The sequence below is a fragment of the Sporosarcina sp. So3-204 genome (genome assembly GCF_058068165.1).
In genome coordinates this window covers 1,714,549-1,728,238 of the sequence record NZ_CM176485.1, presented here as the reverse complement: position 1 = coordinate 1,728,238, position 13,690 = coordinate 1,714,549, and the positions used below count along the sequence as shown (strand labels likewise).

Sequence of the window (13,690 nt, the reverse complement as noted above, 5' to 3'; positions counted from 1 at the left end):
GCTTGTACATAGAACTACTAAGAATAAAGTGTTCCACAAGCGCTTCAAATCAAAATAGGCACGCGAATTTAGTATGATATACTAATGAGGTTACTATAATTGAATGAATGCAATACTGGAGGCGTCTAAACACGAATGAAAGCACAAAACTTATTACGAGGATTTAATTTTCTATACTTCGGGCTACTTGCCATATTCATCCCATTTCTTCCAGTATATTTGGCTGAACAGGGATTGAAGCCAGGCCAAATTGGCTTCATAGTTGGAACAGGAGGATTTATTACACTATTTGCGCAGCCATTATGGGGTATGATCAGTGATAAAACCAAATCCATGCGTAAAGTATTATTAATATTAACTGCATTCTCAAGCATAATCGGTTATTTTTTGTACGACTCGAACAGCTATTTTTCACTGATTTTGTTCGCCATGTTGCTTTATTTTTTTCTGATGCCGATTGATCCGCTGACTGAAAGTTTTAACTTTACAATCGCTGAACAATCAAAGATTAGTTATGGTTCTATACGTACATATGGGGCTTTAGGCTATGCAGTTGTGTCGTTAATGACCGGCTTTATCATGTCTTATTTTGGTGCGCATAGTTTGGCCATTCTTTTTGCCGGTATTGGTGTAATTAGTTTTATTGTCATCTGGAAAATGCCAGATGCACCGGTTTCTGGAAAGCCAATAACCTTTAAAAGTCTCAAGCATTTTTTGAGCAACAAAGAAACATTACTGTTCTTGTTACTCGTCTTTATCTGTTCAGTTCCAGCAAGGATGAATGATACATTCCTCGGTGTATATATAGTAGAACTTGGTGGAAGTACAGCTTTAGTAGGCCAAGCTTGGTTCTTGGCTGGAGGCAGTGAAATTGTGGTATTTGGGCTAAGCTTTTGGTGGCTACGAAAAGGGAAAGAATTGATGATTATTACAATCGCTACTACATTTTACTTCATTCGTTTTTTCCTATCAGCCTGGATTACTGATCCACATCTTTTAGCTTATTTGCAAATTATGCAGTTGCTAACTTTCCCGATTTTTTATTCCGCAGCCATTCAGTACTTGTATCGAATTGTTCCGGTTGAGTGGCGCGCAACAGGTCAAACAGTGCTTGCCCTCTTGTTTTTCGGCGTGTCAGGAATTTTGGCATCCTATGTAGGTGGAGCAATCTATGGCGCTTTTGGAGGTAAAGTTTTGTTCTTGTCTATTTCTAGCATGTCATTTATAGGTATAATATTTGGACTTACTCTTTACAAGATTTATAGCAAGAAACAAAGAGATATTGAAAAAGTTGAAGTGTAAGAATTTTAAATATGCCTGTGCATGACACAATTCAAAATAGCTTCATGCATAGGCACGCTTTCTCTTTCTCTACTCCTCAAGCAAAAAATTTACCTGACCGACACCGACATTGACCTCCATATTAATTTGTATATCCGAAAGATCGTATGCCTCATTCACATAGACACCTTTACCCTGGGAAATAAAACCTTCCGTTGCTATGCTGCCGATTCCCTTTGAAATGGACAATTTAACTCCGACGCCTTGAGGCAAATAGATTTTCGCATCGCCCACTCCTAGATTAATTTCTGCGTCAAAGCTTTCCTGCCAATCACCACCTAGATTAATAGTCGTGTCACTGACGCCTGCATCAACTGATAAGCGGCTGAGACGGATTCCTGCCAAATTCAATTTTGAATCAGAGGCACCCATTTGAACATCTAAATCCACAGGTATTTCATTTGTTAATTGAAGATTCCAGGTATTTTTTTTCTTTCCAAAAAGCGAAAACATTTTCTTTTTATGCTGAATCACTACATAGCCGATATCTTTTTTATTTTTATATGTTACGGATGGATACCCTTTTTTTATGTTAGTATCAATGTCACCATCCACCCATTCGGATGCACTACCCTCAACCAAAAGCTTTCCGGCTCCAAAACGAATATCCACATCCAATGATTTTGCGTTGTCCTTTTCAATGGACAATACATCCGATGCCCGATTTGTTTTCAATAAATTAAATACCAATAAGACAACCATACCTATAAGTGCTAAGCTTACTATAATTATCAATACTTTTCGCATACCAACACCCCTTTTACCTATCATAACCGAATCCCGATAAAATTGAGTCCATCAAACGAATGAACCGTAAGTCAGCCTAAGGTCTTAGAAACGTGCCTGCGCATGACGCAATTCAGAATAGTTTCAAAAAACGCTCCTGTGCAGCACACTACTCTAAATTCAATGTTCACAGGTATGCTATTTTTCTTCCCGCATTTCGAAGCACTTCTTGACAATTGTAATTTATGAAATCAACCGTAGTGAAACGTACAGCAAACTATTCAGAAATCAATGTTGCGCTGGCAATCAAAATAGGCCATTCCGCGGATTCGGATCAATCACTTTCCTTTATATAAAGCATTTGGTTAAAAATAAGAGAATAAATAGTTATCCATTTGCTAAATTTAAATTGTATACTAAAATCGGAAGGTTTAATCTTAAACGAATTCTATTGACACACAACTGTCAATTAAGTATGCTCAAATTGTAATTGATTTTCTGCACGGACTCTGCTAGCTTATTGCTCATATAGACCAATCTTTAGAAAAACCTCCTGTAATTCAGTTGGTTATTTTATAATGAAGAGATTATATAGATGTTCAAAAAAATGATATAACAGAGGACTACAAAATGTTGATTGCAAATATAATTTAGAAGGCAGTGGGAAACGATGGCAAAGTCCAAGAAAAAAATTCACTATGCTTGGTGGACACTCGTAGCACTTTGTATTATGGTCGGTGTTGGAAAAGGCGTGCTGAATAACTCAGCTGGTTTATTTATTCCAGGCGTTACTGCACCCCCATCAGAAGATGGGTTAGGCATTTCAACAGGAAACTTAATGCTTTACTTCAGTATCGCTTCTATTGTAACAATGATTTTCCTACCAATTGGCGGTAAAATTCTTGCTAAATATGATACTCGTATTGTTCTTATTACTGCTATGATCTTGCAAGGCGGTGCCTTTGTTGCATTCGGATTCAGTAACTCTGTATGGGGTTGGTACATCTTCTCTATTCCACTAGCTGTTGGTGGCGTATTCATCACAGTTATCGCTGGGCCAGTTCTTGTAAACAAATGGTTTAAAAAGAAAAGTGGTATGGCACTCGGATTAATTGGAGCTTCTCAAGGATTACTTGGTGCGCTTGCACAGCCACTTATTGGCCATACAATTGCTGAATCAGGATGGCGTACTGGCTATATCTCATTAGGGCTAGCAGCAGTTATAATTGTTGTTCCAACTATTCTCTTCCTTATTCGTAAATCACCTCAGGCTATTGGTGTGTTGCCATACGGCGCTGAAGAAGAAGGATCTTTAGTAGATGGAAAAACTTTAGATACAGAATCGGATAAAGGTGTTACACTCGCAATCGCGAGAAAATCTACCGCATTCTATTCATTATTCCTATTCTTCTTATTGATAGTTTCAATTGCTAGTTTCTCAGTTCACATTCCGTCTTATATCCAGTCACTTCCACAAGGCTATGATTCAATATTCGCTGGAAATGCAATGGCTGCTTACATGGTCGGTGTCTTGGTCGGAGCACTTCTACTTGGGTATCTTGTCGATAAGATCGGTTCCCGTAATACGATTTACGTTGCTATGGTTTTAGCAATAGTTGCTGTGTTTGGATTAATATTTGGATCAGCTAGTCCACTTATTATTACGCTTTCAACTGGATTATTTGGTTTCACTGTTTCAAACTCAGTTGGAACACTTGCTCCAGCACTCACAACAAGCCTATTCGGCAGTCGTGAGTATAGTCAGATTTACTCGACTGCATCTCTCGGACTCGCTGTCGCAGGAATTGTTGCGTTGCCTGCTTATGGATACATTTTTGATATTACAAAGAGCTATACACCCGCTTTATATGCTGTAGTCGTTATGCTCGTGCTAAATATTATTCTTGTAACATATGCATTCGTTGGGAAAACAAAACTAAAAGACGAAGGCCATTGGAATTAATCCTCCATTAAAAAAGCTGTTTCAACACTAGAACTAGTGTTGAAACAGCTTTTTTACGTTTGAAGAAGGAAACTTTTTCAGATAAATGCTGTGCAGAAAGCTATTCAGCATTCAATGTTGCACAGGTATTCCACATTCGTTTTTCACCAAATTTGCTTATCGCTTAATTTTGTCTGATGTCTCTGTAATTGCCTTACACTTGGCATAAACATGCGTGACTTTGAAAATAAAATTTTCAACAATTTAACAGAGTTATAACAAGCCCCTACATCCAACGACTCCGCATTTGTATGCTCGTTTGCATAGCCGACTGACAAGTTCACACTTTGGATTCCAGCCGCTGCCCATATCCTAGTATCGCTACTTCCACCCGCGGTACATTTCCACTCGTTAACATTACTAATTGTTGCAATCTCTTCAATTGCACTTCCAAAAGCACTCGTGCAAAAGGATTCAATGGCTGCACATGAGGTTACAATGTCCCCATTTCCCCTACGATCCAGCACGAAAGCTGCATCTATGTTTTCTAGAAAGGCGGGATTGACTTCTGAAGCACCAACGAGCCCAATCTCTTCCTCTACAGTCAGGATATATTTAACAGTTCCATTAAACCGAGTAGTTTTTAGGTAATTTGCGATTTGAAGAAGGATTGCGATTCCTGCGCGATCATCTGCACCCAAAATCCCTTCGCTACTTCTCCAAATCCCATTCGATTTCACAATTTCACGACCCGGGATGAGCTCTTGAACAATGTCCATATGAGCATTTAACATAATAACCGGGCCTCTACCTGTACCATATGACTTTTCTGCAAGTAGATTACCGTAAGAATCAGTGCGCATAGTATCTACCAATGGCAAAAGTTTCTTTAAAATGTGATTACGGATTTTGTTCTCATTACCACTTTTTCCAGGGATACTTAATAGTTTCTCAAGTTCTGCTTGGAATAGCCCTTCTTCGATTGTATCGCAGCTAACCAACCAGTCTTTATTCACATTAGAAAGACGCTCTGCAAGTTCGAGCATATCTTGACGTGCGATAAGAATGTTCACCGTATCATGCTGACGATTTTCTCGACCCATTCTACAAGAGACGCCCACGGCATTCAGTAAATCGATGAGCTGTTGCGCAGCATTTCCCTTTGGCATTACTAAGAAAGGATTACGCTTCTCATGGCCATCACATGAATATTCAGTTTGAATGCCAAGTCGATTCACTTGGCGAACTACTCCACTAATATACGTATCTAATTGAGACAATTTAATCTGACGTTCTTGCGTATAGATACCCACCATTTCCGTTTTACCACGGTACTCAGCGTCTACAATTTGCAACCATTTTTCTTCATCCATATGCTCATTTTGTATCGTCAGTATTTCAAGACAATCGTCAAATTTAAAGTCCACTCCAGCTACAGTTAAGCACTTACATAAAAACCTGAAATTTTCTTTCGTTTCTTTCACATATGCATAATGTTGTCCAGTACCCAGTCGATCCTCATTAATTTGTTTTAAATTCCAACCATGACGTACCCATATGCGATTCCATGTCATCTTCGTTTTCATATACAACAGCTCCTCTTTAGGTGATAGCTAAAGTATATAAAAACCTTAATGACAGCCTTGTCATTATCCTCCTTCTGAATGCTCAATTAGCAAGAATGGTAAGTCTACAGAGCGGTAGTAATAGGAAGTACTCTGTCCGTCTAGCGCTTTCGGAACCATGCCAATGACATCTACTAGCAGGTTTAGTGTCTGTAGTTTTTCACGAAGTCGTGATACGTTTTTTATGTATCTTTCAATCTTGATTTCCCCATCTTTCGTACTTAACAAATCCGTAAGACTCTCTTTTGTTAAAGGTTTATTTTCATTCGAATTAACCATTAGTGTACGAAGTAGTTCCGCATTCAAAATCGTCAGCTTTGTAGCCTCCCCTTCATAGCGAACCCAAATCTCTCTTCCTGTCATATCAAGGATTAACACTTTCCTTTCGGGTGCATCAATTAGTTCCTCATACTCCTCCCACGAGCAACCACGAATACCATTACAATCCGTAATTTGTAATACATGTTGATCCAAATAACTCGTATTCGAATTGATTAGCTCATATAAAGGAGAAAGCGATAACTGGTCAATTTTCGTTTCTTCTACATCAATATTTAAAGCAAGTTCCTGGCTTTGGTCTTGCGCTTCTACTGCAAGATACAATGCACTATTGCTCATATAGAGTGCAGCATGGTAACTTTGCTGATTTGTTAAGTGAAGCTTATGCTCAGGATGTAACTGCTGATTCTCTACCGCATTTTTAAAATGGCCAAGCGCGGTCATATAGTTTTTTTGTTTATAAGTTAAAAACCCAAGGCGGTAATGCGCTTGGGGAATTGTTTTATCATATTTTAACGCCTGAATAAGTGAACTAATTGCAGTCTTATCATCTTTTCGATACTCCGTTTTTAAATAGGTACCATATTTCACAAGATGTTCCGTCAGATTTTGTTCAATCTTTGGGAGACTCATGACATATTCACTTGTACGATCTGCTTTAATTACCCGAAGCAAAGCCGTCTCTATCGAAATAATTTGTTGGAGCAAATAATCTTTCCCATCGTCCCGCTGATCTTCCAGGTTTTCTAATTGGTCCAGCAATTCATCGACTGACAAAGATTCGCGTTTCTTCATAGTGTACGGGCCCCTTTTGTAGGTTAGGTAATTGCTTGATAGACTGACAGCTTTTGCACCTTAAAAAACGCTGTGCAGCGAACTGTTCAGAACCTCATGTTACACAAGCACCCCAAACTATTTTCCACAGCACTTTTTATATTTTTTTCCGCTATTACATGAACAAGGATCATTTCGACCCGGTTTTCCACCTTCAATTACTTGAAACGGAGTAGTCGGCAGTGGTATCAAATACTCTTTTTCAATATTGAATAGTTCTTCCGGGGTATGCCCTCGATTTTCCCAAATACGTGTGCTATTTGCAATCATACTAAACACTTTTACATATTTATTTAATTGTTCCGTATCTGCAATATCAAAACGTTCAAGAAATGTCATCATAACACTTTGGACATCAATGTGGACAATTTGTAATTGTCCGACCAATTCATCAATTTCATCCTTAATCATAAGCGTACTGCCACCATAAAAATCTTTCGATAGCATTTTAGCTAGTTTTTCTTGATGGCTTGTCTTTTCATAATACATTTCATCTGTATAGCGTAAGAGTTCTTCTTTTTCAGGCACATAAAGCGGTTTTCCCATCGTGTCTTGAAGAAAAGCAGGATAATCTTCAATAAATTCAATTTCCTCATGAGTAAATATCATTCGTTCTAGAAGTGCAAAATTATTCTCTAGTATTTTCTTATAATAAGGAGCTGACAGTAAAGCTTTTAACTCGCTACTTAATAAAGGTGTTTTGTTTTGAGCATTATAAATCGCTAAAAATTCTGAGTGTGTAATAACCCCATATAAATTAACACAGGCGATGACATACTGGATAATCAGCTCTTTATTTAAGTGGTCAATATTGACTGTCGGAACACCGCGGTATTTATCAGATTGTACGTTATAATTTTTATGGTCAATAAATTGCCATTCCGTCTTTTTATAACTAATGTATTTTAATGAGTCATTTATCATGATATTATCAAGCGGAAAATAGAATTGCTCGGCGGCCCAGCTGTATATTGATGGATAGTCAGGGTGTGTAGGATCTTCATATACAGTTAGAAACGCTTCGTATCCAGGTGGACCTCCCACATCTTCAGGGGGTGCAGTTGACTCCCCTTCAAGTAATGTAGGATAGCCAAAATAATAGTCATCTACGGTTTCTTCAAGCTCGACCAAAATGCGCCAATCATCTCCAAAATCATAGTTATAAATAAATTCACCATTTTTCTCAAGAAAAGCATCGATTTTAGTACCTGATGGTTGCTTAACTGTTCTACCTGCATACTTTTTATTTTTGTATTCTTCTATTAGCGACTTATTATCTGTAATAAAATAATCATCTACTTCTACACCAAAAGAATGATACGGCTCCAAAGTACTTTGGAAATTTGTAACGGTCTGAATCGTTTGATGTAAACGATGAAATGTCGCATCTGCAGGTAAAATAACACGCCGCCAAATAAGGGGTGTAATGTCTTCGAATGATAGTTTTATAATATATGCTTTCATATGACACACCTTCATCTTTTTTAGTTTATCATACGCTATTTCGGGGATTTCATCGAGTTAAATATTTATGTGAGTATTTGTTTTTGAAAAATCTTGCCTGTTCAGCACACTATTCTGAATTCAACATTGCGCAGGCACGCGAATTATTCTGAATTCAATGAGTACCTGGCATCTATTCGGGAGATAATTCTATAACCCGGCAATACGGTCACGATCTCTTGCACTGAGCTCAAAGTCAAAAACAGCTAAACTTTGTGCTTGGCGTTCTTTATTGTGAGACTTAGGAATAACGATTACATCACGTTCAATTTGGTAGCGTAACACTACTTGTGTGTATGTTTTTCCGTACTGCTTACCGATTTCTTCTAGAACCTGTTTAGCATTTTCATCGATACCGCCGAGTGGCGACCATGCCACAGTGGCAATGCCATTTTCTTTATTATAGTCAATTAATTCTTCATTCCAGTTACCGACTTGGGATTTAATTTGATTAACCGCTGGTGGTACTGCTCCTTTTTCAAGAATTAAATCCAGATGTTCTTTTTTAAAGTTAGAAACACCTATTGACTTCAATACTCCACGATTATGATAGTCTTCTAAAATACACCACGCTTCCATGATTTCAGCTTGATCATCCCATGGATTATGGATAAGAAATAAATCAATATAGTTTGTTTGAAGTTTCTCCAAGCTTTTCTCGATTTCAGCACGTGCCCAATCTGCACCACCGAAACCTTCAAAAGTATTAAGCTTCGTCGCGATAAAAAAATCTTCACGTGGGAGGGACGATTTCTTTACCCCATTCCCAAGAACTTGTTCATTATTATATATTTGTGCAGAGTCAAAATGACGGTAGCCGTTTTCAATGGCCAAGTCGAATTCTTCAGTGTCTCCTCTTAAAGCACCTGTGTATTGATTTCCTTCTTTACCATACGTATTTGTTCCACTTCCTACAATTGGAATACCAATATCATTATTTAATGTAAGATTCTTCATACTAACGCCTCCTATGCTATTGTTCTAACTTTACTCATACTAAAATAAGGAAGCAATCTATTTGTTCTGTTAATAAGGCGCGCTGTGTACAGGTACACTTTTAGAATAACCTACTTGCGCGCTACTTTCATTCTAACTTACTCGTCTGCATGCAATAAATTCACCAAATTTGTCTATCTCCATAAAAACGAAATACTGATTATTTTTTCATTTTCAATAGATTTTTCTATAAGGCGAAATGATGTTTAATAGAAGAAATTTGGTGTAAAGTGTAAGAAGAATTCATTAAAAAGGGAGTGTTTTAAATGGTAGCAATGATGGAAGGCAAAGCAGGTTTAGTAACAGGTTCAGGGTCAGGAATCGGTCGTGCAACTGCACTGGCACTAGCAAAAGCAGGCGCGAAAGTAATGGTCTCTGACGTAAGTGAAGCAGCAGGATTAGAAACTGTCAAAATGATTGAGGATCTTGGCGGTGAAGCAGCATTCTTAGCATGTGACGTAAGTAAAGAAGAGGAAGTTATCGCACTTGTCGACAAGACAGTAGAAACGTTCGGCAAACTTGACTTTGCACATAACAACGCTGGCATTAACAAAGGTCTTGTACCCATCGGTGAAATGTCATCAAAAGATTGGGACATCACCATGCAAGTAAACCTATACGGCACATTCTACTGCATTAAGCATGAAATCAATGCAATGCTTAAAACTGGTGGCGGTGCAATTGTCAATACTGCATCAGGTGCAGGTATTGAAGGTTCACCGAACATGTCACCTTATATTGCTTCAAAACATGCAATTAACGGCTTAACAAAAGCAGTTGCTTTAGAGTATGGCCAACAAGGCATTACAATTAACTCGATTGCACCAGGTGCAACAATTACACCTGCAATTGAGTCTTGGTCAAAATCAAATCCAGAACAATTTGCCGGTGTACTTAAATCACTTCCAGCTGGTAAAATGTCTACAGCAGAAGATCAAGCAAACGCTGTTGTCTTTTTATGTTCAGATCTCGCACAATCAATCAGCGGTGTAACACTAGCGATTGACGGCGGATTTACTGCAGGTAAAATGCAACAATAATTCACAACTTTTAACTGTTTACAAAAAACTGGACCGAGCATTGTGCTCGGTCTAATTTTTGTTGCGTGAAAACTTTCTTTATCTGATTATAAAAAAGTGTCCGTGCAACACGCTATTCGGAATTAATTGTTGTACAGACACTCGATTTAAAATCTGCTTTATGATTTTATTAAAAGGCGAAATTCAGGGTACCTGTGCAGCACACTATTCTGAATCCAACATTGCATAGGTACGCGAATTTTCATTATCAATATGGTATTTAAGGGCAGTTCCATAGTTCCTAAAACTTTGCACGATTTCTTCCCCGTATCTTGCCGCTGTCCGAGATGTGATAAGGTAACAATGCTATTTTGATTTTTCGGAGTTACAATAACGCCAACTGCGCGCTCTACATTAATTTTTCTTGTATCTGTGAAAAAAACTTACCTGTGCAGCACACTATTCTAAATTCATTGTTGCATGGCGTTTAATGTGGAATAGGTCAAGTACTATATTAAACGATTTTTGGCCGCACGAAACCAAAGCCTCATAGTTGATTTTTTTTGAAACTCGACAATCACAGAATACTCTATAATGGCGTTTTTCTGGAGCGTGAAAGGTTTAGCGTTTTCGTTCCCACAGGGATACATCCTATTAAATATAAACTCTGTGCTTTCACGTTTTATTCATATTTGTGGAACAAGACCCATAACGCTTGTAACGAGGTCCTATAAGGCCTCAGGCACCGAATTCTATGTGGTCTACGCTCTAGGGAGACGCCTTTTACTTATCCGTTTTCATTTGCGTTTTTCTCTATCTATTTAACATAAAAGGCACTACAATGATCCTTGCAACACTGTCAATCATTACGTGTATTATAGACTTCTTGTAACTCCTTAATACTAATTGTCTTATCATCTATCTTTCTATGTAACATAGCATGACAATTAGGACAAACTGGCACTAAATCATTTTTATAATTTACTTTATATGCTTTATTAATTTCATGTAAGGGTACAAGATGGTGGACATGAATAAAACCTCTTCCTAGTTCTCCGTAAACCTCTTTAAAATTCATATTACAAACTGTACAGTTATATCCATACTTCTCAATACATTTATTACGTGCAACTGAACTTCTTTCATATTTATTCACAGTGATTATCCGTTTATGACCTTCCTCTAAATCAGCACTTACTTCTTCTGGAAAGAATCCTTCTGAATAATAATCATTAAAATTCTTTTCTAGATAGATTGCTAGCTCCTCTTTAACCTTAATAGATCCTTGTGGAGCAGCCTTTAATCCGTTTTCTTTCAAAACGTATAAAGATAACTTTTCAGTATTCACTCTTTTAATTAAGCGCAATCGTGAATACTTACCGGATTTAGATTTTTCATATTCTTCTTTGTTGTACCAATAATGTTCGTCGTCTGTAATTTCCTGAAATAACATCTCAGTATTTTCAACAACTGTTTTAAACATTACTTTCATATAAGGCCTTGTTGCATAAATATAAACAATATCCCCAATTTGATACCTACCTGTTTGCCTCCAATCGATATAACCAAATTCATCAAATGCCGATACGTGATCATACACCTTACTGTTCGCTGAGATTAACCATTCCAATTAAATCATCACCCTTTCAGAACTTTTAATAACTGGTGGCTAAACACAAAGTATCTAACTGTTTTAGCGGTATATGCTTTTCAGGACATCCAAATGTAATCAAAAAAATTAATAGTTCTACACACTAATTAATTAACTCTTGATAACCCAACAACTTCGTCCGCAACGCATCATCACTAGCATATATGTAAAGCCCTTTAATTCCGCGTTTCATTAAAACGTTAATAGAGTTTAAAACAATCCGCTCTTTAGCCTGATAAACATCGTCAATTCCGTCCACTCCTGTATAAGCACCCTTATCCATGTACTTACTGGTATCAATTACAAGTTCATCTTTTGCAGCGTCATACTGGACAGATGGCCCCAAAACGACACCAACATAGTTTAAATCGAAGCCCTGCACTGTATAAATAGAACCCGCTTCGCTGATGGTATCTGCTTTTTCTGCCCAGGTATACTGCGTGCTAGTTGTATTCCACGGCATCTGATATTCGCCATTGGACTCTTTTACATAGTAGGTCTGGCCGTCTTTCTTATGAAGGTAATCAAACGTAGAAACGATACGACTTAAGCCAAATTCATTATTTTTCACTATGATTTCTTCATGCATTTCTTCTAATGATTCAAACACTTTTAATTCGTATCCTTCATCTTTCGGCAATGGCGTTAGCTTCTTGCGTTTAAAATCATTGATCCAATTGATTACATCATCATTTGCCTGCATACGGAATTGATTAGTCAATTGATATTCTTCGTGATAAGCACTCTTCTTCTCCAATTCTTCTAGCGCACCCACACCCCATAGACTTTTCAATTTCAAAACTTGATCTTGGTCATAAATGATTACGACCACTTTCGCGAGCTTTAGTAATTCCTCTAACTGATTCTCCCCATAAAAGTTGTTATATGTATCCGATTTAGTCAGAAGTAAATGAGCTTCGTCCACAAATATAATGTCCACTTCTTTATTATCTTTCTGCAGCCTGTTAATTAAAGGAGTTGGCTTTGCGAAATTTTTCGCTTTTAAATGCTTAACACGCCTGGAAATTCCTTTGTATGTTTTGAACATTTCTTCATGGTTAACGACCAAGTAATTCTCTGTTCCATAAAATTCTGTTGATTCCTCAGTTGCTCGTTCCTGTATCGTATTAAATATAGAGCTCAACACGACACTTTTTCCGACTCCAGCTTCCCCTTCTACAACAAGCAGACTGCCGTATTCGCTTGATTTAGCCTGTAGTTGTTTTTGGCAGAATTCGATTACCTTATCTTTCAAATCAAGTTGTTCTATCGTCAGTTCCTTAAATGGTGATAGCTTGAAAATATCTTTATTTTCAATAGTATGCAGCTCGTTATTCACTAATTTCCGTTCATGCAGTTTCCGCCAAAGTTCCTCAAAAATTTCTTCATCATAATAAGGCTTATTGTAGTAATTATGCGTAAAGTCACTTACTGTTTTACTTTTATTTTGCAGCGTGTATTTTTCATCACCTAAAAAATAGTTAATTAATTTCGTTTCTAAATGAAATGTGGCGGAACGATTAAACTGCTCATGCTTAATTAAATTGACATCAACTACATTTTTTCGACTTTTCATATGTGCCTTCATACGTGTTTTGAAATTAACCGTCTCACCTATATATGCTTCTTTTTTTCCATTTAAAATATAGATAACTGGATAGTTTAAAAAATCTTGTTTATTATTGATTTGATTGATAGCACTTTGCTGTAATGGCCAAGATAAAATTTCAATAGACGACATTTCCCCACCCCCTTTTTTTGTTTTTATTATAAT

10 protein-coding genes are annotated in these 13,690 nt (G+C 37.3%); 3 read left to right on the top strand and 7 right to left on the bottom strand.

Annotated elements, in window-relative coordinates; genetic code table 11:
• Positions 1-135: 135 nt before the first annotated feature.
• Positions 136-1,302, top strand: a complete 1,167-nt coding sequence (locus tag AC3RV6_RS08425; RefSeq protein ID WP_489748998.1) for an MFS transporter — start codon at positions 136-138, stop codon at positions 1,300-1,302.
• 69 nt (positions 1,303-1,371) lie between these two features.
• Here AC3RV6_RS08425 and AC3RV6_RS08420 read toward each other — a convergent pair whose 3' ends face one another.
• Positions 1,372-2,088 carry a toast rack family protein gene (locus AC3RV6_RS08420; RefSeq protein ID WP_489748997.1) on the bottom strand — a complete coding sequence of 239 codons (717 nt, stop codon included), beginning with the start codon at positions 2,086-2,088 and terminating at the stop codon, positions 1,372-1,374.
• Between the two features lie 649 nt (positions 2,089-2,737).
• Between AC3RV6_RS08420 and AC3RV6_RS08415 the strand changes: the two genes are divergently transcribed.
• Complete coding sequence (locus AC3RV6_RS08415) at positions 2,738-4,030, top strand: MFS transporter (protein WP_489748996.1); 1,293 nt, start codon at positions 2,738-2,740, stop codon at positions 4,028-4,030.
• 143 nt (positions 4,031-4,173) lie between these two features.
• Here AC3RV6_RS08415 and AC3RV6_RS08410 read toward each other — a convergent pair whose 3' ends face one another.
• From AC3RV6_RS08410 to AC3RV6_RS08395, 4 genes are all read right to left on the bottom strand, one after another.
• Positions 4,174-5,595 (bottom strand): M28 family peptidase, encoded by a 1,422-nt coding sequence (locus AC3RV6_RS08410; RefSeq protein WP_489748995.1) that lies wholly within the window; start codon positions 5,593-5,595, stop codon positions 4,174-4,176.
• A gap of 63 nt (positions 5,596-5,658) precedes the next feature.
• Complete coding sequence (locus tag AC3RV6_RS08405; protein ID WP_489748994.1) at positions 5,659-6,708, bottom strand: hypothetical protein; 1,050 nt, start codon at positions 6,706-6,708, stop codon at positions 5,659-5,661.
• A 117-nt stretch (positions 6,709-6,825) separates the two neighbouring features.
• Positions 6,826-8,211, bottom strand: a complete 1,386-nt coding sequence (locus tag AC3RV6_RS08400) for a plasmid pRiA4b ORF-3 family protein (RefSeq protein ID WP_489748993.1) — start codon at positions 8,209-8,211, stop codon at positions 6,826-6,828.
• Between the two features lie 189 nt (positions 8,212-8,400).
• The gene (locus tag AC3RV6_RS08395) at positions 8,401-9,207 is read right to left on the bottom strand and encodes an aldo/keto reductase family protein (RefSeq protein WP_489748992.1); all 807 of its coding nucleotides are present in this window, start codon (positions 9,205-9,207) and stop codon (positions 8,401-8,403) included.
• A gap of 305 nt (positions 9,208-9,512) precedes the next feature.
• Here AC3RV6_RS08395 and AC3RV6_RS08390 point away from each other — a divergent pair, with 305 nt between their 5' ends.
• The gene (locus AC3RV6_RS08390; protein ID WP_489748991.1) at positions 9,513-10,286 is read left to right on the top strand and encodes an SDR family NAD(P)-dependent oxidoreductase; all 774 of its coding nucleotides are present in this window, start codon (positions 9,513-9,515) and stop codon (positions 10,284-10,286) included.
• Positions 10,287-11,124: 838 nt separating this feature from the next.
• Here AC3RV6_RS08390 and AC3RV6_RS08385 read toward each other — a convergent pair.
• Both AC3RV6_RS08385 and AC3RV6_RS08380 read right to left on the bottom strand, forming a co-directional pair.
• Positions 11,125-11,895, bottom strand: a complete 771-nt coding sequence (locus AC3RV6_RS08385; RefSeq protein WP_489748990.1) for an HNH endonuclease — start codon at positions 11,893-11,895, stop codon at positions 11,125-11,127.
• A gap of 124 nt (positions 11,896-12,019) precedes the next feature.
• Entirely contained in the window at positions 12,020-13,657 is a 1,638-nt protein-coding gene (locus AC3RV6_RS08380) for a DUF2075 domain-containing protein (protein WP_489748989.1), read from the bottom strand.
• Between the last annotated feature and the right edge of the window lie 33 nt (positions 13,658-13,690).

What these genes read in the sequence shown, in the direction of transcription:
- AC3RV6_RS08425 (WP_489748998.1), top strand. Translation starts at nt 136, where the DNA reads ATGAAAGCACAAAACTTATTACGAGGATTTAATTTTCTATACTTCGGG.
- AC3RV6_RS08420 (WP_489748997.1), bottom strand. Translation starts at nt 2,088, where the DNA reads ATGCGAAAAGTATTGATAATTATAGTAAGCTTAGCACTTATAGGTATG.
- AC3RV6_RS08415 (WP_489748996.1), top strand. Translation starts at nt 2,738, where the DNA reads ATGGCAAAGTCCAAGAAAAAAATTCACTATGCTTGGTGGACACTCGTA.
- AC3RV6_RS08410 (WP_489748995.1), bottom strand. Translation starts at nt 5,595, where the DNA reads ATGAAAACGAAGATGACATGGAATCGCATATGGGTACGTCATGGTTGG.
- AC3RV6_RS08405 (WP_489748994.1), bottom strand. Translation starts at nt 6,708, where the DNA reads ATGAAGAAACGCGAATCTTTGTCAGTCGATGAATTGCTGGACCAATTA.
- AC3RV6_RS08400 (WP_489748993.1), bottom strand. Translation starts at nt 8,211, where the DNA reads ATGAAAGCATATATTATAAAACTATCATTCGAAGACATTACACCCCTT.
- AC3RV6_RS08395 (WP_489748992.1), bottom strand. Translation starts at nt 9,207, where the DNA reads ATGAAGAATCTTACATTAAATAATGATATTGGTATTCCAATTGTAGGA.
- AC3RV6_RS08390 (WP_489748991.1), top strand. Translation starts at nt 9,513, where the DNA reads ATGGTAGCAATGATGGAAGGCAAAGCAGGTTTAGTAACAGGTTCAGGG.
- AC3RV6_RS08380 (WP_489748989.1), bottom strand. Translation starts at nt 13,657, where the DNA reads ATGTCGTCTATTGAAATTTTATCTTGGCCATTACAGCAAAGTGCTATC.